This window comes from Streptomyces sp. NPDC107471 (assembly GCF_055582845.1).
Window position 1 is genome coordinate 94,059 of the sequence record NZ_JBVJPC010000004.1, and the last position, 22,253, is coordinate 116,311.

At 70.4% G+C, this 22,253-nt stretch carries 15 protein-coding genes; 11 read left to right on the forward strand and 4 right to left on the reverse strand.

Annotated features, from left to right (window positions below):
- Window positions 1-87: 87 nt before the first annotated feature.
- Window positions 88-1,635, reverse strand: coding sequence for an MFS transporter (locus tag ACZ66S_RS14325; protein ID WP_469901823.1), 1,548 nt, complete (start codon window positions 1,633-1,635; stop codon window positions 88-90).
- Between the two features lie 186 nt (window positions 1,636-1,821).
- Here ACZ66S_RS14325 and ACZ66S_RS14330 point away from each other — a divergent pair, with 186 nt between their 5' ends.
- From ACZ66S_RS14330 to ACZ66S_RS14340, 3 genes are all read left to right on the forward strand, one after another.
- The gene (locus ACZ66S_RS14330; RefSeq protein ID WP_469901824.1) at window positions 1,822-2,445 is read left to right on the forward strand and encodes a TetR/AcrR family transcriptional regulator; all 624 of its coding nucleotides are present in this window, start codon (window positions 1,822-1,824) and stop codon (window positions 2,443-2,445) included.
- 81 nt (window positions 2,446-2,526) lie between these two features.
- A complete protein-coding gene (locus tag ACZ66S_RS14335; RefSeq protein WP_469901825.1) occupies window positions 2,527-3,228 on the forward strand; it encodes a ribonuclease HII in 702 nt (233 codons plus the stop codon).
- 68 nt (window positions 3,229-3,296) lie between these two features.
- A complete protein-coding gene (locus ACZ66S_RS14340; protein WP_469901826.1) occupies window positions 3,297-3,950 on the forward strand; it encodes a hypothetical protein in 654 nt (217 codons plus the stop codon).
- A 275-nt stretch (window positions 3,951-4,225) separates the two neighbouring features.
- Here the strand turns inward: ACZ66S_RS14340 and ACZ66S_RS14345 are convergent, their stop codons facing one another.
- Window positions 4,226-4,858: a hypothetical protein gene (locus ACZ66S_RS14345; protein WP_469901827.1), complete on the reverse strand. Its 633-nt coding sequence runs from the start codon at window positions 4,856-4,858 to the stop codon at window positions 4,226-4,228.
- Between the two features lie 293 nt (window positions 4,859-5,151).
- Window positions 5,152-7,323, reverse strand: a complete 2,172-nt coding sequence (locus tag ACZ66S_RS14350) for a RecQ family ATP-dependent DNA helicase (RefSeq protein WP_469901828.1) — start codon at window positions 7,321-7,323, stop codon at window positions 5,152-5,154.
- 151 nt (window positions 7,324-7,474) lie between these two features.
- Here ACZ66S_RS14350 and ACZ66S_RS14355 point away from each other — a divergent pair, with 151 nt between their 5' ends.
- The 7 genes from ACZ66S_RS14355 to ACZ66S_RS14385 all read left to right on the forward strand — a co-directional run bounded on the left by ACZ66S_RS14355 (window position 7,475) and on the right by ACZ66S_RS14385 (window position 18,907).
- Window positions 7,475-9,424, forward strand: a complete 1,950-nt coding sequence (locus ACZ66S_RS14355; RefSeq protein WP_469901829.1) for a DUF4192 domain-containing protein — start codon at window positions 7,475-7,477, stop codon at window positions 9,422-9,424.
- A gap of 665 nt (window positions 9,425-10,089) precedes the next feature.
- Window positions 10,090-12,000, forward strand: a complete 1,911-nt coding sequence (locus tag ACZ66S_RS14360; RefSeq protein ID WP_469901830.1) for a glycogen debranching N-terminal domain-containing protein — start codon at window positions 10,090-10,092, stop codon at window positions 11,998-12,000.
- A 141-nt stretch (window positions 12,001-12,141) separates the two neighbouring features.
- The gene (locus ACZ66S_RS14365; RefSeq protein WP_469901831.1) at window positions 12,142-12,900 is read left to right on the forward strand and encodes an NUDIX hydrolase; all 759 of its coding nucleotides are present in this window, start codon (window positions 12,142-12,144) and stop codon (window positions 12,898-12,900) included.
- A 40-nt stretch (window positions 12,901-12,940) separates the two neighbouring features.
- Entirely contained in the window at window positions 12,941-14,908 is a 1,968-nt protein-coding gene (locus ACZ66S_RS14370; protein ID WP_469901832.1) for an ABC transporter ATP-binding protein, read from the forward strand.
- Between the two features lie 162 nt (window positions 14,909-15,070).
- A complete protein-coding gene (locus ACZ66S_RS14375) occupies window positions 15,071-15,958 on the forward strand; it encodes a FadR/GntR family transcriptional regulator (RefSeq protein ID WP_469901833.1) in 888 nt (295 codons plus the stop codon).
- Window positions 15,959-16,384: 426 nt separating this feature from the next.
- Window positions 16,385-17,923, forward strand: coding sequence for an RNA polymerase sigma factor (locus ACZ66S_RS14380; RefSeq protein WP_469901834.1), 1,539 nt, complete (start codon window positions 16,385-16,387; stop codon window positions 17,921-17,923).
- A 120-nt stretch (window positions 17,924-18,043) separates the two neighbouring features.
- Window positions 18,044-18,907, forward strand: coding sequence for a serine protease (locus ACZ66S_RS14385; RefSeq protein WP_469901835.1), 864 nt, complete (start codon window positions 18,044-18,046; stop codon window positions 18,905-18,907).
- A 149-nt stretch (window positions 18,908-19,056) separates the two neighbouring features.
- On the opposite strand, the gene ACZ66S_RS14390 is transcribed toward ACZ66S_RS14385, so the two are convergent.
- Entirely contained in the window at window positions 19,057-19,287 is a 231-nt protein-coding gene (locus ACZ66S_RS14390; protein ID WP_053848812.1) for a DUF7455 domain-containing protein, read from the reverse strand.
- 443 nt (window positions 19,288-19,730) lie between these two features.
- Between ACZ66S_RS14390 and ACZ66S_RS14395 the strand changes: the two genes are divergently transcribed.
- Window positions 19,731-21,854, forward strand: a complete 2,124-nt coding sequence (locus tag ACZ66S_RS14395) for a DNA gyrase/topoisomerase IV subunit B (RefSeq protein ID WP_469901836.1) — start codon at window positions 19,731-19,733, stop codon at window positions 21,852-21,854.
- Window positions 21,855-22,253: the final 399 nt, after the last annotated feature.

Here is a 22,253-nt window from a genome sequence, read left to right on the forward strand (position 1 = left end):
CTGACGCGGATGGCCGGACCGTCGTCCTCGGCGTCGACCCCTCGGACATGGTCCGGCCATCCACGGCTCATCGGGAAACCGGCTCCCTCAGCCGATGCCCGGGCCCGCCGTGCCGGCGAGCGCCTCCAGGTCGCTCTTGCGGACCTTGATCACCAACCAGGCGCTGACGAGGGCGAGTACGGCCATCGAGGCGGCCGCCACGAAGCCCGAGGAGATGCCCTGGGCGAGCACCTCGTGTCCCCACGGGGCGGGGAGCTGGTGCGTCTTGGCGAACTCCGCCTTCTGCTCCGCCGAACCGTCGGCCATGAAGTGCGGCAGTTGCTTCTCCGCCTCGTCCCTGCTGGCCGACCCGAACACCGTCGTCAGGATGGACAGACCGAGCGAACCACCCACCTGCTGTGTGGTGTTGAGCAGTCCGGAGGCCGCGCCGGCCTCGTGCTGGGCGACACCGGAGACCGCGGTGATCGTCAGGGTCACGAAGTTCAGACCCATGCCGAAGCCGAAGATCAGCATGGGGCCGAGCACCCCGCCGACGTAGGAGCTGTCGGAGCTGATGAGCGACTGCCAGGCGAGTCCGGTCAGGGCGAGTGCCGAACCGGTGAGCATGAACGGCTTGGGGCCGAGCACCGGAAGAAACCGCTGCGACAGGCCCGCGCCCAGCGCGATGACGACCGTCACGGGCAGGAAGGCGAGACCGGCCTCGATCGGGGTGTAGTCCAGCACGTTCTGGACGAAGAGCACGATGTAGAAGAACATGCCGAACATCGCGGCGGCGAGACTCAGCATGATGATGTACGTGCCCGAGCGGTTGCGGTCGGCGAACATCCGCAGCGGGGTGATCGGCTCCTTGGCGCGCGACTCGATGAAGGCGAAGGCGAGCAGGAGCACCACGGCTACGCCGAAGGACCCGAGGGTCAGGTTGTCGCGCCAGCCCTCGTCCGCCGCGCGGATGAAGCCGTAGACCAGCAGGGCCATGCCTCCTGTGGAGGTCAGGGCGCCCGCGATGTCGAAGCGGCCGCTGTGCCGTTGGGACTCGCTGATGTACAGCGGGGTGAGCACCGCGATCAGCACGCCGATCGGCACGTTGACGAAGAGCACCCAGCGCCAGTCGAGCCACTCGGTGAGCATGCCGCCCGCGAGGAGGCCTATGGCGCCACCGCCCGCGGAGACGGCGGCGAAGACACCGAAGGCCCTGTTCCGCTCGGGCCCTTCGGGGAACGTGGTGGTGATCAGCGCCAGCGAGGTCGGCGAGGCTATCGCGCCACCCACGCCCTGCAGAACACGGGCGGCCAGCAGTTGCCAGGGCTCCTGGGCGAGACCGCCGAGCAGCGAGGCGAAGGTGAACAGCAGGATGCCGGTCATGAAGACCCGGCGACGCCCGAGGATGTCACCTGCGCGGCCGCCGAGAAGCAGCAGGCCGCCGAAGGTGAGCGTGTAGGCGCTGACGACCCATGTGAGGTCGGTGGTGCTGAACTGGAGAGCGTCTTGAATGTGCGGCAGCGCGATGTTCACAATCGTCGCGTCGAGGACCACCATGAGTTGGCAGGCCGCGATGACGGCGAGCGCGATTCCGGGGCGTCCTTCCCGGCGGGCCGCACCTGGTTTCTGATCTTTGATCAACTGAGAGGTTGTCACTATGGGTCCCCCACGAGCGCGTTAGTGAACGGTCGCGTTCACTGTTGCGTCAACGGTAGTGAGTCCCGAGTAGTGAACGCAAGCGTTCACTTAAGTTTGTTGGCGCGCGCGTGTCCCCCCTTGTCGCTGCGCGGCGTTCCGCCCCTCCCCGCAATCCCCGCTTCCCTGTTCGCTGGAGACACTCAGATGGTTACCTCGCGCTGGACGGCCGCCCCCGCTCAGACGGCCTCCCCCCGTCGGCGCGGCGCCGTGCTGGAGCGTGCGATTCTCGACGCCGCCCTGGAGCAGCTCGGCACGGTCGGCTGGAACGGCCTCACGATGGAAGGCGTCGCCGCCGGAGCCCAGACTGGCAAGGCCGCGGTCTATCGTCGCTGGCCGTCCAAGGAGGATCTCGTCGCGGACGCCCTGCGAGCCGGACTGCCGCGCTTCGAGGAAGTGCCTGACCTCGGCGGTGTGCGCGAGGACCTGCTCGAGCTGTGCCGCCTGGCACGCGAGGCGATGTTCTCGCGCCCCGGCTTCGCACTGCGATCCGTCATTCACGAATGCGACCAGGCGCAGGCTGAGCGCTTCCATGCCGTGATCTTCAACGGAGTCGTGGAGCCGAGCGTCAAGCTGCTCCGCGAGATCATCACCCGTGGAGTAGAGCGGGGCGAGGTGCGTCCTGACGCGACGAACGACTATGTCTTCGACGCCATCCCCGCCATGATGATGTATCGCTCCAAGATGCGCGGTAGCGAATGGGGCGACCAGGATCTCGAAGAGATGATCGACCAGTTCGTGCTGCCGCTGCTGCGGCCGGACGGGCGATGAGCGCTTGTCCTGGACCTCTCGGCGCCGTCAGGGGAACCGGGGTGTCGCCGGGTGATCCGAGCGGCGTACGCTAAGGGCGCCATGCCGTACGAACCGCCTACTCACACCGTCGAGCGCTCTCTTCGTGCCACGACCGGAGCGAAGATCATCGCCGGTGTCGACGAGGTGGGCCGAGGTGCCTGGGCCGGCCCGGTCACCGTCTGCGCGGCGGTCACCGGACTGCGCCGACCGCCCCAAGGCCTCACCGACTCCAAGCTGCTCAGCGTCAAGCGCCGCACCGAACTCGCCGAGATACTGCGGACATGGGTGACGTCGTACGCCCTGGGTCACGCGACTCCGGAGGAGATCGACGACCTGGGCATGACGGCCGCCCTGCGGACCGCCGCCGTGCGCGCCCTGGAGGCGCTACCGGTCCGGCCGGACGCAGTGATCCTCGACGGGAAGCACGACTATCTCGGGACGCCCTGGAAGGTCCGGACCGTGATCAAGGGCGACCAGTCCTGTGTGGCCGTCGCGGCGGCCTCGGTGATCGCCAAGGTGCAGCGCGACAAAATGATGGCCGAACTGGGTATCGACCATGCAGACTTCGGTTTCGCGGCCAACGCCGGGTATCCCTCACCCGTGCACAAGGCCGCGCTGGAGGTACGGGGCCCCACCCCGTACCACCGGTTGTCGTGGGCGTATCTTGATGCGCTGCCCCAGTGGCGGCACCTCAAGAAGGCCCGTAGCTGGGCGGAGGGAAGCGTTCCGGCAATCGAGGGCCAGCTCGGCTTCGATTTCTGACGATTCCGCTCGCACTGATGTGCCACCCGCTGACGCGAGCCGCACCACCGTTTGATAAAAATCAGCCCATGCCTCTCATTCCCGAGGAGCCTCAGATTCACGAGAGTGCCCAGGGTCCCCGCGCCACTCCGGCCAGTGGCCGCATCGCGCCGACCCCTCGTCCCGTACCCGGTCCACGTCCTGTGGCTCCGCCGCGCCCCGGTCGTCCCGGCCCTCTGCGGCCCGGGCCGCCGGTGCAGCGGACGCCTCATGACGTGGCCGTGGCCAAGCCCGCAGTGCCGGGCCCCGCAGCCCCCGTCACCCCCGCCCCTGCTCCGGTCCCGGCTCCGGCGGCCCCGCAGATCCAGCTCATCCCGGCTTCGGCCACCGGTGCGCTCGACGCTGCCGAGGAAGCCGTCGATCTCCTGCTGGAGTCGGGCCGTGCCCCCGGTGAGGTGCTGGTGATCACCACCGGCGACCAGCATCCGTGGGCCACCCATGAGCTGTCCTTCGGCGAAGCCGCCTACTGGGCCCAGCACGACGCCGGTGACGACGTGTTCTACGCGGACGCCACCGCGGCCTCGCGTGCCGTGTCCCGTCCCGTGGTCGTCGTCGCCGTCAACGGGGGTTCCGCCGCGGCTGTCGCCGAGGCGCTGCCTCTGGCCCACGCCCGGGCAGGTGCCCTGCTGATCGTCTGCGGTGACCCGCAGCAGATCAACTCGGTGCTGGGCGTCGGCGTCTGAGCCGGTGCCGGTGGGGCCAGTGGCCCCGGGGGGTGAGGAAAGGTGCCGCTCGCGCGGCACCTGCACGGCGAGTCCTTAGGCATGCCCGCGTCTGATCGGGCCGTCGATTCGGACTCCAACCCGCCGTGTTCGCTCCAGGAGGCGGCGTCCGGCTTGTCGCCGCGCCATCCAGAGACCCCCGCGCCCGGCTCGTCGGGTGCCGTACGTGATCAAGGCACCGGGGGCCGTACGTCACCGACGTACGGCCTGGGAACGGTGATCCGCCGGTCTCGGGCTCAGCGGGCCGCGACGCGGCGCAGGACCTCCGAGGCGGCGCCGCCGGTGCGCGGCAGCAGAGGCGGTGACTCGGACGTGGCAAAGGGTTCCGGCGCCGAGTCCGCGTTCGGCCGGCGTCCGCCGCGTCCCTCGCCGAGCACCTGCCATCCGTCGCGCGTCAGCGTGATGTACGCCCCGCAGCGCAGCCCGTGCAGGGTGCAGGCGTCACGCAGACCCCACATCCACGCGCCGTCCTCCTCCGTCCAACGTGCGTCGCCCTCACGGCAGTAGAGCAGCACGGCGGTCCGTACGGGAGTGCGGCGCCGCAGATCGTGCGGGATCACCCGGCGCAACTGGGACAGCAGCGTGTTCCGGAACATCCAGCCGTCGGCCGGTGCCGGGCGACGCGTGAACGAGGCGCTCGCGCGCAGCCGTTCGTCCGGATCGAGGACCGCCACGATCGCCGTCGCCGGTTTGGGGCGGTGCCGCGAGTGCAGCCCGCTGACGACCTCGCGCGGGTTGCGCAGCAGCGGGATGCCGGCCTCGGCCCACTCGGCGGGTTCGAGCAGACGGGCCAGAGGGTTGGCGGATGCGGCGGACAGGTCGGCTGACGACGTGGACGCCGCGGAGGACGGAGCGAATCCGAAGGTCACGGTCCTCCCTTCGGCTACGCGCCCATACGGCGGGCGGGGTCGGATTCGGGGGAGCGCGCACCGCAGCAGAGCCCTACCGGTCAACGGACGAGGCCGTGCGGGGAGCGGACCTCAATTCTTCCTGTCGAACTTGGTTGCGGCAACGAGCAATTGGGCCCGCCGACCCGAATCAGACGGTTCGTCGCATATATCACTACCCAGTGTTTTGCCGGGCGACGCCTGGGCCGTCCGAGCTTGATGACCGGTGGCCGAAATCGGGGCGCGCAGGAGGCGCCGGCGCCTCCGCTGCGCGCTCAACCGCGCACGGCCAGCACCAGAGGCAACACCCCCTGCGCACCTGACCGCACCAGCAGCCGGGCGGCGACCGCGAGGGTCCAGCCAGTCTCGGTCATGTCGTCGACGAGCAGTACGGGGCCGTCCGCCGCCTGCAGCGCCTCCCGCAGCGGCGGAGGCACGACGAGGGCCCCATGGAGGGCACACAGTCGCTGGGCGCTGTTGGTGCGGGGCAGGGAGAGGTCGTCGGAGTGGTCCGTGTACGCGAGGGAGCCCAGGTAGGGGAGGCGTCCGACGGCGGAGATCCGATTTCCGAGTGAGTGCACCAAGTGCGGCCGGCTGCGCGAGGGAACGGTCACCACCCCGACTGGGCGGGTCGGCGCGTCCGGGGCGCCGGAGGCCCAGCCGTCCGGTGACTTGGCCCAGTCGGCCAAGACGGTCACGACGGCGTTCGCCACGTCGTCGGGGGCGGGAGCGTCCGGAGTCTGCGGTGCGAGCAGCGGCCGGAGCCGGTTGCCCCATCCGATGTCCGACAGTCGCCCGAGAGCCCGGCCCGGCAGAGCCTGTTCGCCGGTCGGGATACGGCCCTTCAGATCCACGCCGATGGCCGGGAGACCCGTGGGCCACATGCGGCGGGGCTCCACCACGACACCCGCGCGGGAGAGCGAACCACCCGCCGTGTCCAGGGCGGCAGGGGAGATGTCGGTGGTGAAACGGGGCCCGGCGCAGTTGTCGCAGCGGCCGCAGGGAGCCGCCTGCTCGTCGTCCAACTGCTGCCTCAGGAACTCCATTCGGCAGCTCGTGGTGGTGGCGTAGTCGCGCATGGCCTGCTGTTCGGCTGCGCGCTGCTTGGCGACCCAGGCATAGCGCTCGGAGTCGTACGACCAGGGCGCTCCGGTGGCGATCCAGCCGCCCTTGACCCGGTGGACCGCGCCGTCCACGTCCAGCACCTTGAGCATGATCTCCAGGCGCGTGCGGTTCAGCTCCACCAGCGGTTCGAGCGCGGGCAGCGACAGCGGGCGGTCCGCGCGCGCGAGGGCGTCCAGGGTGCGTCGTACGGCTTCCTCGGGCGGGAACGCGACGGACGCGAAGTAGGACCAGATCGCCTCGTCCTCGCGGCCGGGCAGGAGCAGCACCTCGGCGTGCTCCACGCCTCGTCCGGCGCGGCCGACCTGCTGGTAGTACGCGATGGGGGAGGAGGGCGAGCCGACGTGGACGACGAAGCCGAGGTCGGGCTTGTCGAACCCCATGCCGAGCGCGGAGGTGGCCACCAACGCCTTGACCTTGTTCGCCAGTAGGGCTTCCTCGGCCTGCTGGCGTTCGGCGTTCTCCGTCTTTCCCGTGTACGAGGCGACGGTGTGTCCGCACTGCCGCAGGAAGGCGGTGATCTCCTCGGCCGCGGCCACCGTCAGCGTGTAGATGATGCCGGAGCCCGGCAGGTCGTCCAGATGATCCGCGAGCCAGGCCAGCCGGTGGGCCGCGTCGGGGAGCTGCAGCACGCCGAGGCTCAGGCTCTCCCGGTCGAGCGGACCGCGCAGGACAAGCGCGTCCGAGCCGGTGCCGGTACCCAACTGCTCCGCCACGTCAGCGGTGACCCGGGCATTGGCCGTGGCGGTGGTGGCCAGCACCGGGACCCCGGCCGGCAGGTCGGTGAGCATGGTGCGCAGCCGGCGGTAGTCGGGGCGGAAGTCGTGGCCCCAGTCGGAGATGCAGTGTGCCTCGTCGACGACGAGGAGGCCGGTGGTGGCGGACAGTTCGGGCAGGACGTTGTCGCGGAAGTCCGGGTTGTTGAGCCGCTCGGGGCTCACGAGCAGCACGTCCACCGTGCCCGCGGCGACCTCGGCGCGGATGGTCTCCCACTCCTCGGGGTTGGAGGAGTTGATGGTCCGGGCGTGGATGCCGGCCCGGGCGGCGGCCTCGACCTGGTTGCGCATGAGCGCGAGCAGCGGAGAGACGATCACGGTCGGCCCGGCGCCTTGCTCACGCAGCAGGGCCGTCGCCACGAAGTACACCGCGGACTTGCCCCACCCCGTGCGCTGCACGACCAGGGCCCGGCGCTTGTCGGCCACCAGCGCCTCGATCGCCCGCCACTGGTCCTCGCGCAGCCGCGCCGATCCGGTGCTGTCCCCGACGAGCCGGACGAGAATCCGGTCGGCGGCCTCGCGCAGCTCCGTCTTGCTCATGTGCGTCATGCCTCCATACAACAGGACGCCTCCGACAACGGGGCGGCTCGGCGGTCCGGCTGTGGACGACGGGGCGGAAGCCGTTGTGGCTTGTCGTGGCCCTGATCGGACTTATCCACAGGCCCAAACGGAACGCTGAGTTTCGCGAGATCGTCTGCGCATGACGAACCACAGCGAAATGACGGGACCCGCCGCAAACGGCAACAACAGCGGACGGATCGGCGGCGGGGGGAGCGGTGACGGTGAGGGCCGGGTCCCTCGACATGACGGGCGTGTTGGCAAGGACGAGAGTCGGGTTCCCGGACGTGACGGGCGTAGTGGCGGTGGAGCGAACGGCGGCGGACCGGACAGCTACGGGCGGAACGGCGGAGGACCGGACAGCTACGGGCGGGACGGTGGCGGGAGGGACGGCGCAGGGCGTGGGGCTAGCGGCGGCGGACAGAACGGGCATGGGCGGAGCGGGGACGAAGAGCGGAACAGCAGCGGGCTGAACAGCGACGGGCGAGACAGCCACGGGTCGGACAGCCGCAGTGGGCCGGGGATCGGAGACCGGGTCGGATTCGACGCACATGGTGCCGAGCACCAGGTCACCCTGCGGACACCGGGCGAACTGGCGGACGCCCTGCCCTACCTGCTCGGATATCGACCCGAGGACAGCATCGTCCTGGTCGCGCTGCACGACAGGGGCGGCCGCGGGCGGTTCGGGGGACGGGCCCGGTTGGGTATTCCGGCAAACAAGGACGACTGGCCGGCCGTGGCCCGGCAGCTCGCGCACGGCCTGATCACCGGCAGCGAGCGCAGGGGCGGCCGCCCCGAGCAGATGGTTGCCTACCTCTGCCAGGAACCGGCACCCGGTGAGACGGGCAGGCAGATCACCGAGCGGCTCGCGCCACTCGCCGGGCTGCTGCGCACGGAGTGCGGCCGACTCGACGTCCCTGTAATCGAGGCGCTGTGCATTTCCGACAGCCGCTACTGGTCGTACTGCTGTCCCAGCCAGGATTGCTGCCCCGTGGAGGGGCTCCCCATGGGCCTGCCCGGCACGTCGGTGCTCGCCGCCGCGGCCACGTACGCCGGACTGCAGGTACGCGGCACACTGCGCGAGCTGCGGGCCAGGTTGCAGCCCTGGGAGACGGCGGCCGCGTTGGAACAGGAGATCGCCCTGGACACCGCCGGCATGGCCCTCGTGCCGAAGATGTTCGACGCGGCTGGCCGGGCAGCCGTGGCCGAGGCGACACTGCACCTGGCCAGGCGCACCATGGCACGCTTCGCCGAGGCGGCGCCCGTATCGGGCCAGCTCCGCTCCGACCTGCGCGACGATGAACTGCTCGAGCACGACGACGCGGCGCAACTCATCCTCGGTTTGCAGGACCGCACCACCCGGGACCATGCCGCCGAGTGGATGGAGGCGGAGGAGGCCGGACCCGCCCTGCGCCTGTGGCGCGCGTTGGCCCGCCGGTGCGTCGGACCCTACGGCGAGCACGCGGCTGCGCCACTCACCCTCGCCGGCTGGGTCGCCTGGTCCTCGGGCGACGAGATCGAGGCCAGGGAGGCGCTGGCCATGGCCCTCGGCGCAGACCCCAGCTACCTCTTCGCTCGGCTCCTGCACCAGGCCTGCAACGAGGGGCTCGACCCGGAAGCCATCCGCCGCTGCCTGCGCGCGGAACGGAAGAGCCGCGAGGAGGGCGATCTGCGCGCGCGGCCGGAGGCCGATCAGAGCGCGGACGCGGAGGCGGACATGACCGAGGACATGACGTGGCCGAACGCGGCCGGTCCTGACGGGAGCCAGGAGGCGTCAGACGGGAGCCAGGAGGCGTCCTCGCTTGGCGCTGACACGAGTCAGGGGGACGCACTTTCACGCACCTCGCCGACCCCACCCCCCACCACAACCTCCCGCCGACGCAAGCGCGTACACCCCGGCGCTCGCACCGATGCCGGTTCCCGATCCGCGAATGCGGAGGGCCGTGAGCCCTGCGCCGAGGAGGCCCGCCCTCGCTCGCGAGCTGCCCGCGGTACACGGCCCGGTGCTGTCCGCCGCACCACGGGCAAGGGCGACGCACGCCGGCCTGAGGGCACGCGGTCCGGGGGCGGTGCCGCCGAGGAGGAGGGATGAGTGACTGCTGGAAGAGGGTCACGCGCGGGTGGTCACGCCTGTGCCGTCGGCTGAATGCTCCCGGCCGCCGCCATTCGGTCGGCTTCCGGGCCCGGGGGCGTGACCCTGAACAGGCCCACCCCGTTCACCTGAGTGGCGGAACCCCCAACCGGACCGTACCGCCGCACCGCCCATGTCCTTCAGGAGCCCCGCACCGAGCGGCTGACACGACCGAGCCGCGCAGAGCGCAGAGGAAGCGCCCCTTGCATCAGCCGACTCCGCCCTCCACCGACGACGGCCTGCCCGCCCTCGACGCGCCGACGACGGGGTGGCCAGGAACCGTCGGCTCGCCACCGCGGGCCACGGACACTGGCAGGCCCGAGCCGAGGTTCCCTACCGGCACCCAGCACACCGCGACGGCCTCGGAACACCGCCGAAACCTGCCCCAGGGACCGGACAGGAAGGACACCGCTCCTTCGCTGTCGTGGGAGCGTGAACCGTCTCCGCCGACACGGCCCGTAAGCCGTCCGTCCACATGGTCGAGGCAGGGCAGGACTCCGCCCCCGACGGCGAATCGTCCTGCCCGATCACCTTCACCCGTCCCGTCCGAAGCGCCCCCACAGAAATCCTCCTCGGCTCCCAGGGGGCCGGCAGAACTTCCCCCGGCTCACTCCGTCATCATCAGCGTGGCGCTTCCGGGCCTCGCCATCTCCACGGAGCAGGGGCAGTTGACGGGACAGGGGCTGGAGGGCTTCTACCGTGCGGGCCGACGTGTGCTCTCCCGGTGTCAGGTCCGGGTCGCCGGCCGGGAGCCACTCGCGGTCCAGGCTCGACCGACCGCGGCGGATCGCGCGCGTTTCGTGGCCACCGCGCGGGTCTCCCACGGCGGAGGCCCGGACCCTGACGTCGTCGTGGAGCGAACCCGCCACGCGGACGGAACCGAACGCGTCACGCTGCACAGCGCCGCAGCTCGACCTTTGCGACTACCTGTGGAGGTGGCACTCGGCACGGACCTGGCCGACCTGGGCGCGATCGCATCGGGTCGCGCGGGACCGGAGCTGCCCGCGATCGTCCACGACTCAGGGCTGCGTTGGTCCTGCGCGGCCGGCGGAGCGTCGGTCACCGCCGACCCACCACCCACCGACGCGCTCGCGTCAGCGGGCCTGCTCCGCTGGGAGTTCGACCTGCCTCCAGGCGGCACGGTCAACCTGGAACTACGGGTGCGTCCGGAGGGTGCGGGCCCGGTCCGGGCTGTGGGACGCGCGGCGACCAGTCCGCTGGCGTCCGCCCGCGCGACGGGAGATCACGCCGCCGTCCAGCCGCTCCTGCACACGAGCATCGACGATCTCCAGTCCCTACTCCTGCGCGACCCGGCACACCCCACCGACACTCACCTCGCTGCCGGAGCCCCCTGGCGCTGTGGCCTCGCTCCGGCCGACGCGCTCGTCGCGGCCCGGATGACACTGCCGCTCGGCACCCGCCTCGCCGCCGGGACGCTGCGCACCCTCGCGCGCACCCAACTCCGCGGACAGACAGCGCAGTCCGGCATGATCCCCGGGCCGCGCCGGGACGCCGGCGCGCACCTTCCTCCTGGTTGTACGGGCACCGAGGCAACCCTGCTTTTCCCCGCTCTCCTCGCCGAGGCCTTCCGTTGGGGGCTCTCGCCGCAGGAGGTGGAAGAGCTGCTGCCCGCGGCCGAGCGGTGCCTGACCTGGTTGCGGGGAGCCGTGGGGGAGGGCGCATACCTCTGCGACCCGCAGCCCGGCGGCCCTGTCCGCTGCGAGACGCAGGCGCATGCGCATCGTGCGGCCGTCCTCGGTGCCGACCTGCTCGACGCGTTCGACAGACCTGGCGGAGCTGCCCTGCGGCAGTGGGCCGGCGAACTGCGCACGGCCTTCCGCAAGGACTTCTGGATCGACGACCGCAGCGGTGGCCGGCCGGCGGCAGCGCGAGCCCCCGACGGACGTCTCGTTCCGCACCTGGGCGCCGCGGCCGTCCATCTCCTGGACACCGGCCTGCGGGGCGGGGGCGAGCAGGCACCTTGCCTGCTCGACAGGGTGCAGATCGAGCAGTTCGCCCGGTTGCTCGGAAGCCCGGCCATGGACTCGGGCTGGGGGCTGCGCGGCCTCGGCACGAGAGAGGCGGGCTACAACCCGTTCGGCCATCGCACGGGTGCCGTGAGAGTCCACGAGACAGCGATCGGCGTCGTGGGCCTCGGCGCCGCCGGATACGAGAAGGAGGCCGGCTCGCTCCTGCGCGGTCTGCTGGCCGCGGCCGAGGCCTTCGGTCACCGGCTTCCCGAGATGTTCGCGGGCGAGCAACGCACCGACGGGAGCGCTCCCCTTCCCCACCCGGCGGCCTGTCGTCCGGCTGCCACGGCCGCGGCCTCCGGAGTGCTGCTCCTGAGTTCCCTCACCGGAATCCGACCGGACGTCCCGGCGGGGACGGTGACACTGCGTCCCGTGCGCAGCGCGCCTCTCGGCGAGATCGGTCTGACCGGACTGAGGATCGCGGGGGCTCCGTTCTCGGTACGGGTCAGCAGACTCGGGCTCGCCATGGTCGAGGAGGCTGCCGAAGGACTGCAACTGGGCGCTTGACCTCGCGCGACACCTGTTCGGCACCCCTTCCGGCAACGGCAGGCAGGGTAAGGCGGGACCTGTTCGGGTGGCGGGAGCGCGGGCCCCGATGCGACTGCCGAATGGAGTGTTTATCGTCAGGCAGACGACTATGATCGCCGCATGTCCTACGACCCGTCAGCTTTCCCGCCCTTCGCTGTCACCGTGGACCTGGTCGTACTGACCGTGCGCCGTCACGCCCTGTGCGCGCTCGCGGTACGCAGGGGTGAGCCGCCGTTCCAGGGGCGCTGGGCGCTTCCCGGCGGTTTTGTGCGGGCCGATGAGGATCTGGCGCAGGCCGCCGCGCGCGAACTGGCCGAGGAGACGGGGCTGCGTGCCCATGACCCGGCCGTTCCCGTGCAGGACAACGGAGCACACCTGGAGCAGCTCGCGACCTACGGCGACCCCAAGCGGGATCCCCGGATGCGCGTGGTGAGCGTCGCCCACCTCGCCCTCGCCCCCGACCTGCCCGCACCCCGGGCCGGCGGGGACGCCAGCAACGCCCGGTGGGCGCCCGTCGAAGAGTTGTTGCAGCAGGGTGGTTACGGCCGGGACGGCGAGCCGGTCGTGCCGCTCGCCTTCGACCACGCGCAGATCCTGTCGGACGGAGTGGAGCGCGCCCGTTCGAAGATCGAGTACTCGTCGCTGGCCACGGCGTTCTGCCCGCCCGAGTTCACGGTCGGCGAGCTGCGTCGCGTCTACGAAGCGGTGTGGGGCGTTGCGCTCGATCCACGCAACTTCCACCGCAAGGTGACGGGCACGCCGGGCTTCCTGGTCCCCACCGGCGGCACGACCACCCGCCAGGGCGGCCGCCCCGCTCAGCTCTTCCGGGCCGGCGGTGCCACTCTTCTCAACCCCCCGATGTTGCGCCCCGAAGTGTGACAGCCCGGAAAACCGGACATAACCCGCTATCTTGCTACGGGTGATCCAGGCGTTCGGACTGACCAGCAATTCCCGCAAGGACTTTCCGCCCGCGGTCGACGACGTGTCCTTCGAAGCCCGTTCGGGCCGCGTCACCGCGCTTCTCGGAGCGACGGGGGCGGGCAAGACGACAGCGCTCAGACTGATGCTCGAACTCCAACAGGGGCGTGGACTCACCTACTTCAGAGGCCGCCCCCTGCATCGCATCGCGCACCCCTCGCGCGAGGTCGGCGTACTCATGGGCGAGGTGCCCGGCCATCCCGCGCGCACCGTCCGCGGTCATCTGCGCATGCTGTGTGCCGCGGCAGGCGTACCGGTCCGGCGTGCCGACGAAGTACTCGAAATGGTGGGCCTGGTCAGCCTGCGCGACGAGCGGCTCGGCACCCTGTCCCGGGGCATGGATCGCCGCCTGGGCCTCGCCTGCGTCCTGTTGTCGGACCCGCACACCCTCGTGCTGGACGACCCCACCGACGGGCTGTCCCCGCGTGAGAGCCAGTGGCTGCACGGCATGCTCCGAGCGCACGCCGGCCAGGGCGGCACCGTTCTGTTCACCACGTCCGAGCCCAAAGAGGCCGCGCGCGCCGCAGACCACGTCATCACGCTCGAACAGGGCAGGCTCGTCGCGGACCAGACCGCCTCGGAGTTCGCGCGCACCAGGCTCCGCCCCCGTGTCGCCGTCCGCACGCCCCACGCCGTCCGCCTCGCCGCCCTGCTTGCCAAGGAGGCCCGGACGACTCAGCGCTCCGTCGAAGTCGTCCGGGAAGGCGGCAACCGTCTTTCCGTGTACGGCAGTACATGCGCCGAGGTCGGCGAGACGGCCTTCCGACACGGCGTTCTGGTCCACCAACTCGCCGATGAGGTCGGGGACATGGGGCCGGGCGGGGCATCGTTCCCCGGGGAGCCCTCTCACCCGACTCAGGCCGCCATGAGCGACGGGACTGCCGGAGGGACAGGGATGGCGGCACAGGGGGGCCGAGCGCGCGGCGGCCTCCCCTCGCAGACCGACTCGCACACGCCCGATGGCCTGGTGGTGCCCGACGGCCCGGGCGCGCGCAGCGACCAGGAGGGGTACGACGGCCCAGAGGCCCACAGCGGCCCGACCGTGGAGACAGAGGGCGTGGCTGCGAGTCTCACCACCATTTCCAGGCCCCCCGCCGCCCCCCTACCCCCCCTCCCGCCCCCCATCTCCGTCAGGTCCGCTCCCAGCCCCTTGCGACCCCTGCGGTACGAACTGCGCCGGGCGGTGGGGATCAGTACCGGGTTCCTCACCGGCGCGGCCGTACTCGTCACGTCCGCCCTCACCGCCGTACTCCTGGCACGGGTCGGTCACACGCCGCAGGCGCGTCTGCTGGCCGCGTGGCCGAGGGAGCTGCCCCTGCCTCCGGCTGCGCTCGGGGCTGGGCTGCTCGGTGCGCTCGCCTTCGGCGACGAGTTCCGCCACCCCGCCCTGGCCACGGACCGGGGCACCGTCCCCCGCCGGCTGGGACTGCTCACCGCGAAACTCGTGGTCGCCGCCGTCACCGCGCTGGGGCTGGCCTTCCTCACAGTGGGCTGCGACGCCGAAGTGCTCTACCTCGTCTACGGACGGGAACTCGCGGAAGTTCCCGCAAACTGGTTGTCGCTGAGCGCGAGTTGGTTCGGGCTCGTCGTCGGATGCGCCTGGGCCGGTGTCCTGGCCGCCGGCCTCTTCCGGTCAACCACAGCCGGGCTCGCCGCTGTGGTCGCCGTGCCCGTTCTCGTCGTACCCCTCGTGGACAAAGCGTTGGAAGGGGCGTCCGTGCGAGCTGCGGCGGGGTTTCCCGCGCGGCTGCGCGAGGTGTTCCTGCTGCAATGGCCCTTCGGCGGAGAGCGTTATCTCGCCGCGGTCGTGCGGGTGATCGCCCAACCCGTGGGCGGCGCACTGACGTTGTCCCTGACCGCTCTGCTGTGCGCATATCTGCTCACCACCCTGCGGAGCAGGGTCCGATGACGACCGTCCGCGCGCTTCCGGTCCCGACCTGCGCACAACTTCCCGAGGAAAGCGCATTTCTTTCCGATAAGGCGTCAATTGCGACGGGGTGAGCGATCACCCTTTCGTGTGCTTTTCACCAAAGACCTCAAGGGAGTTGGGGGCGGCGCCGACAAAGGATCCGTGAGTACCCTTGCGCACACCATGATGACCGCCGCCCGCTCCGCCGACTCCGGTCTGGCCGGCCCGGGCGATCTCGACCGCTACCCCTACGCCGAGGCCCCGGCCGCAGGCCGCGTCGGAGTCCCCGTCTGGGACGGCTCGGACCCGGAGCTGGGCCGGGTGGGCCGACGGGCCGCCGGCAGCCGCGGGCGCGGGCTGCACGGCCAACTCGTCCAGCAGCTCGGCCAGATGATCGTCTCCGGTGACCTGGGAGCCGACCGGCCGCTGGTCCCCGAGGAGATCGGCCAGCGTTTCGAGGTCTCCCGCACCGTCGTCCGCGAGTCGCTCCGCGTCCTGGAGGCCAAGGGCCTGGTCAGTGCCCGCCCGAACGTCGGCACGCGCGTGCGTCCCGTCAGCGACTGGAACCTCCTGGACCCGGACATCATCGAATGGCGGGCTTTCGGGCCGCAGCGCGACGACCAGCGCCGCGAGCTGAGCGAGCTGCGCTGGACGATCGAGCCGCTCGCCGCGCGCCTGGCCGCGGGCCATGGCCGGGAGGACGTGCAGCAGCGCCTCGGTGACATGGTCGAGATCATGGGGCACGCCATGAGCCAGGGTGACGCGCTCACCTTCTCCCGTGCCGACGCCGAGTTCCACTCCCTGCTCATCCAGCTCGCGGGCAACCGCATGCTGGAGCACCTCTCCGGGATCGTGTCGGCCGCCCTCCAGGTGTCCGGCAGCCCGGTCACCGGCTGTGACCGGCCGAACGAGTCGTCCTTGGCGCACCACGGCCGGATCGTCGACGCTCTCGCCACCGGCGACGCCGCGGCGGCCGAGGCGGCCATGCGGCAACTGCTCACCGTCCATCCCGAGGTGGAGCGTGTGGTGCCGGCACCGCGCGAGCACTGACCGCGCACCGCGGGCGGCGCGGTCGAGGGTGGCCTTCCCCTCCTGTGCCATCGTTCGGCCGCCGAACCGCCCCCGTCGGACCCCGCAGGATCTCCACGGATCCTGCGGGGTCCGACGGTGCGGCGCGGTGACGGTGTCGAGCGCTCTGCTGGTCCGGCCAGACGGGTGACCTCGTCTGCCCACGTCTGACCGTTTTTGATTGCTTACGGGGTGTGACTCGGGCCACGCAGATTGGGCGTAACGCTCGCGGGAACAGCGCGATGACCTAAGAGGTGACAGCCGCGGAAGGAATACGGACGCCGTTTCAGGCGCTGTGCATCTTCCCGGCCCCCCGCCCGCGCCGTCGGCCACTCCCAGGCCGGTGGTCGGCTCCTGTCCGCTGTGGACGGGGCCGGAAGCCGTTTCCAACGTTCCGAGAGGTTGTTCGTGTCGGCCAGCACATCCCGTACGCTCCCGCCGGAGATCGCCGAGTCCGTCTCTGTCATGGCTCTCATTGAGCGGGGAAAGGCTGAGGGGCAGATCGCCGGCGATGACGTGCGTCGGGCCTTCGAAGCTGACCAGATTCCGGCCACTCAGTGGAAGAACGTACTGCGCAGCCTCAACCAGATCCTCGAGGAAGAGGGTGTGACGCTGATGGTCAGTGCCGCGGAGCCCAAGCGCACCCGAAAGAGCGTCGCAGCGAAGAGTCCGGCCAAGCGCACCGCCACCAAGACGGTCGCGGCGAAGACGGTGACCACGAAGAAGGCCACCGCCACCGCCACCCCGGCGGCTCCCGCCGCTGAGCCCGCAGTCGAGGGCGAGGCGCCCGCGAAGCCCGCCGCGAAGAAGGCCGTCGCGACCAAGAAGGCGGCCGCGAAGAAGACCGTCGCCACCAAGAAGACGGCGGCGGCCAAGAAGACGACCGCCAAGAAGGATGACGCCGAGGCCGTCGAGGAAGAGGTCCTCGAAGAGATCAAGCCCGGCGAAGAGGAAGAGGAGGGGGCCGAGAACAAGGGCTTCGTCCTCTCCGACGACGACGAGGACGACGCTCCGGCCCAGCAGGTCGCCGTGGCCGGTGCCACCGCTGACCCGGTCAAGGACTACCTCAAGCAGATCGGCAAGGTCCCGCTGCTCAACGCCGAGCAGGAGGTCGAGCTCGCCAAGCGCATCGAGGCCGGTCTGTTCGCCGAGGACAAGCTCGCCAACGCCGACAAGCTCGCCCCCAAGCTCAAGCGCGAGCTCGAGATCATCGCCGAGGACGGCCGCCGCGCCAAGAACCACCTCCTGGAGGCCAACCTCCGCCTGGTGGTCTCCCTGGCCAAGCGCTACACCGGCCGCGGCATGCTCTTCCTGGACCTCATCCAGGAGGGCAACCTCGGTCTGATCCGCGCGGTCGAGAAGTTCGACTACACCAAGGGCTACAAGTTCTCCACGTACGCCACCTGGTGGATCCGTCAGGCGATCACCCGCGCCATGGCCGACCAGGCCCGCACCATCCGTATCCCGGTGCACATGGTCGAGGTCATCAACAAGCTCGCGCGCGTGCAGCGCCAGATGCTCCAGGACCTGGGCCGCGAGCCCACCCCGGAGGAGCTGGCCAAGGAACTCGACATGACCCCCGAGAAGGTCATCGAGGTCCAGAAGTACGGCCGCGAGCCCATCTCGCTGCACACCCCGCTGGGCGAGGACGGCGACAGTGAGTTCGGTGACCTCATCGAGGACTCCGAGGCCGTCGTCCCGGCCGACGCGGTCAGCTTCACGCTCCTCCAGGAGCAACTGCACTCGGTCCTCGACACCCTGTCCGAGCGCGAGGCGGGCGTCGTCTCGATGCGCTTCGGTCTCACCGACGGTCAGCCGAAGACCCTCGACGAGATCGGCAAGGTCTACGGCGTCACGCGTGAGCGCATCCGCCAGATCGAGTCGAAGACCATGTCGAAGCTGCGTCACCCGTCGCGTTCGCAGGTGCTGCGCGACTACCTCGACTAGGTCGTAGCCGTACGACGTCGAAGGCCCGGTCCCCTCCTGGGGGCCGGGCCTTCGAGCTGCGCGCGCAGGCGCCCTGCATGACTCTGGGTTTCCGATCACCACCCGGAGTGAGGAGCATGCATGCGTCACCCCCTTGCCCGCGCGCTGGCCCGGCCGCTGGTTCTGGCGGCCCTGGCGGCGGCCATACCGCTGGCGTCGGCCGCCCCCGTGGCCGCCGACAGCATCGTCGTCGGAGGATTCCCGGTCGACGTCTCCAAGGCACCCTGGACGGTGGCCCTGTCCAGCCGTGACCGGTTCGGAGGTACGCGCGCCGGGCAGTTCTGCGGCGGTGTCGCCGTCGGCCCCACCACAGTGCTCACCGCGGCCCACTGCATGGGTGAGGACGTCCTCGGGGCCCCGCCCGAGCAGGTCGGGGACTTCCGCGTCATCGCGGGCCGTACGGATCTGCTCTCGACCCAGGGCAAGGAGATCGCCATACGCCAGGCCTGGGTGAATCCCGGCTACGACCCGCAGAGCAACGCCGGGGACTTCGCCGTCATCACCCTCGCCGAGCCGCTGCCGGAGAGCGCGGTCCTCGCCATGGCGGCCGCCGGCGACGCCGCGTACGAGGCCGGAGCCGAGGCCACGGTGTACGGCTGGGGTGACAGCACGGGCGGCGGCGACTACGCGCGCAGTCTGCGGGCCGCACGCGTGCACGTGCTGGCCGACGCGGACTGCGAGGCGGCCTATCCGGGCGGCGCCGACGGTACCTTCCGCGCCGACAGCATGCTGTGCGCCGGGGAGGACCGGGGTGGCCGTGACGCCTGTCAGGGGGACAGCGGTGGACCACTGGTCGCCCGGGGCAAACTGATCGGGCTGGTGTCCTGGGGGAGCGGCTGCGGACGAGCGGGCCGACCTGGTGTCTACGCCCGTGTGTCCGAGGCCCTGCGGACTCTGGACCGAGAGGGTCGCAATGCGGCCCCGGGAGGCCGAGGGACCGCCTGACAGCGTCTGGCGGACCTGGGTGTTTTACGCAGCCATGAGGCGCTGAGCGTCCTCGTAGAGCCATGAGCAAGGGCGGTTGCCCCTGGGACCAGGGGCAACCGCCCTTGTGCCGGCCTGTGCCGGCGCTGGCTCGTCGTGGACGCGAAGTGTCAGCGCTCTTCTTCTGAGGCGGATGCGGGAACGGCCGTGAGCCGCTCCGTCTCGTCCTGTATCTCAGCGGCGATCTTCTTGAGTTCCGGCTCGAACTTGCGACCGTGGTGGGCGCAGAAGAGCAGCTCTCCGCCGCTGAGCAGGACGACGCGCACGTACGCCTGGGCGCCGCAGCGGTCGCAGCGGTCAGCGGCCGTCAGCGGGCTCGCGGGGGTCAGAACAGTAGTCACGTCGCCTCTTCTCTAGCTCGACGAGCTGTCGTACCAGGGTCAACATCCAACCAGCCCCAAAACGTTCCCGCTCGAGGCTTCTCCCAGAGAGAAATTTTCCGGACGGCTGGCTGCTGCCGGTCTGGCGGCGAATGTGCCGTATTGCGTGTCTGTGTGTCTTACGGTTTCGCGCTGTCGGTCAGGGGTCGGTCCTCCCGGCTGGGTTGCCGGTTGTTCATGAGGACGTGCCCGGAGCCTAAATGGTTCATGCCTGTAAGGGAACGTGATATGTACTTCACCCCATCGAGGGATCGAACAGGCATGCGACTCTGGACTACTCTGTGTTTCCACACGAGGGTGGCGTTACAACGGCTCTACCAGGCCTCGGTACCCTCATGGCGGCTACCGAAGCCGCGCCCTTACCCACAAGGGCCCCATCTGAAATTCAGCGAGGAGCGAACCGCGTGACCGCCGAGACGTCCGTGCCGTCCACAGCTCTGCTGGCAGGAGCAGACCGGGACGGTTCCAACTACACCGCGCGGCACCTGCTCGTCCTCGAGGGGCTCGAGGCCGTACGCAAGCGCCCGGGTATGTACATCGGATCGACCGACAGCCGTGGCCTGATGCACTGCCTGTGGGAGATCATCGACAACTCCGTCGACGAGGCCCTGGGCGGGTACTGCGACCACATCGATGTGATCCTCCACGACGACGCCTCCGTGGAGGTCCGGGACAACGGCCGGGGCATCCCGGTCGACGTCGAGCCCAAGACGGGCCTGTCCGGCGTCGAGGTCGTCATGACAAAGCTGCACGCCGGCGGCAAGTTCGGCGGCGGCTCGTACGCGGCCTCCGGCGGTCTGCACGGCGTGGGCGCCTCCGTGGTGAACGCCCTGTCCGCGCGGCTGGACGTCGAGGTCGACCGTGCCGGCAACACGCACGCGATCAGCTTCCGGCGCGGTGTGCCGGGTGCCTTCGCGGGGAACGGCGCCGACGCCAAGTTCGAGGCCTCGAGCGGCCTGCGCAAGGCGAAGAAGATCCCCAAGACCCGGACCGGCACGCGCGTGCGGTACTGGGCCGACCGGCAGATCTTCCTCAAGGACGCCAAGCTCTCCCTGGAGAACCTCCACCAGCGCGCCCGCCAGACCGCGTTCCTGGTGCCGGGCCTGACCATCGTCGTCCGCGACGAGTACGGCCTGGGCGAAGGCGGCAGCAAGGGCGAGGAGTCGTTCCGCTTCGACGGCGGCATCAGCGAATTCTGCGAGTACCTGGCCACCGACAAGCCGGTCAACGACGTCCTCCGTTTCTCCGGCCAGGGCACCTTCAAGGAGACCGTCCCGGTCCTCGACGACCACGGCCAGATGACACCCACCGAGGTCACCCGCGAACTCGGCGTGGACGTCGCGATGCGCTGGGGGACCGGCTACGACACGACCCTGCGGTCGTTCGTCAACATCATCGCCACGCCCAAGGGCGGCACCCATGTCGCCGGCTTCGAGCAGGCCGTCACCAAGACGATGAACGAGGTGCTGCGCGCCAAGAAGCTGCTGCGCGTCGCCGAGGACGACATCGTCAAGGACGACGCCCTGGAGGGCCTGACCGCGGTCGTCACCGTGCGTCTCGCCGAGCCGCAGTTCGAGGGCCAGACCAAGGAGGTGCTCGGCACCTCGGCGGCCCGCCGCATCGTGAACACCGTGATCACCAAGGAGCTCAAGGCGTTCCTGACGTCCACGAAGCGGGACGCCGCGGCCCAGGCCCGGGTCGTCATGGAGAAGGCGGTCGCCGCCGCACGCACGCGTATCGCGGCCCGCCAGCACAAGGACGCCCAGCGCCGCAAGACGGCTCTGGAGTCCTCCTCGCTGCCCGCCAAGCTCGCCGACTGCCGCAGCGACGACGTCGACCGCAGCGAACTGTTCATCGTCGAGGGCGACTCCGCGCTCGGCACCGCGAAGCTCGCCCGGAACTCCGAGTTCCAGGCGCTGCTGCCCATCCGCGGCAAGATCCTCAACGTACAGAAGTCGTCCGTCACCGACATGCTCAAGAACGTCGAGTGCGGGGCGATCATCCAGGTCATAGGAGCGGGGTCCGGCAGGACCTTCGACATCGACGCGGCCCGCTACGGCAAGATCATCATGATGACCGACGCTGACGTCGACGGTTCCCACATCCGGTGCCTGCTGCTCACCCTGTTCCAGCGCTACATGCGGCCCATGGTCGAGGCGGGCCGGGTGTTCGCCGCGGTGCCGCCGCTGCACCGCATCGAGCTCGTCCAGCCGAAGAAGGGGCAGGACAAGTACGTCTACACGTACTCGGACCGTGAGCTGCGCGAGAAGCTGCTGGAGTTCCAGAGCAAGGGGGTCCGCTACAAGGACTCCATCCAGCGGTACAAGGGTCTCGGCGAGATGGACGCCGACCAGTTGGCCGAGACGACGATGGACCCGCGGCACCGGACCCTGCGGCGGATCAACCTCGCCGATCTCGAGGCCGCCGAACAGGTCTTCGATCTGCTGATGGGCAACGATGTGGCGCCGCGGAAGGAGTTCATCTCGGGCTCGGCGGCCACGCTGGACCGGTCGCGTATCGACGCGTAGGGGTGGGCCGGGGTCGGTTCTGACGGGCCCCGGCTTCAGGTCGGGTCGGTGCTTCGGTGCTTTGGTGCTGGGCCCGACTTCACATTGGGCCGGTCTCCGACGGGGCTTCGGCGCTACGTCGGGCCGGTGCCCGACCAGTCCCGGTCCGTGTCGGCCGGCCGAGTCGGCTACCCGCGTTCGCACAGTCCTGCGATCTTCGCCGGTCTGCCGAGGCGGGCCCCGCTTTTGCTCTCTCCCGGGCCACAGGCTGCGGTGGTCAGCCACGGGCAGCACTCGTCGCGGCCGGCGGTGGTCATGCACGGTGGCTGATGGCAGTCAGGCGCGCGGCTGGCAGTGGTCAAGCGCGACTGACGGTGGTGGCACCGAGGACTCGCATGAATCGCAGCGAAACGCCCCGCC

Coding starts and splice junctions, on each gene's coding strand:
- ACZ66S_RS14330 (WP_469901824.1), top strand. CDS start 1,822: ATGGTTACCTCGCGCTGGACGGCCGCCCCCGCTCAGACGGCCTCCCCC.
- ACZ66S_RS14335 (WP_469901825.1), top strand. CDS start 2,527: ATGCCGTACGAACCGCCTACTCACACCGTCGAGCGCTCTCTTCGTGCC.
- ACZ66S_RS14340 (WP_469901826.1), top strand. CDS start 3,297: ATGCCTCTCATTCCCGAGGAGCCTCAGATTCACGAGAGTGCCCAGGGT.
- ACZ66S_RS14350 (WP_469901828.1), bottom strand. CDS start 7,323: ATGACGCACATGAGCAAGACGGAGCTGCGCGAGGCCGCCGACCGGATT.
- ACZ66S_RS14355 (WP_469901829.1), top strand. CDS start 7,475: ATGACGAACCACAGCGAAATGACGGGACCCGCCGCAAACGGCAACAAC.
- ACZ66S_RS14365 (WP_469901831.1), top strand. CDS start 12,142: ATGTCCTACGACCCGTCAGCTTTCCCGCCCTTCGCTGTCACCGTGGAC.
- ACZ66S_RS14385 (WP_469901835.1), top strand. CDS start 18,044: ATGCGTCACCCCCTTGCCCGCGCGCTGGCCCGGCCGCTGGTTCTGGCG.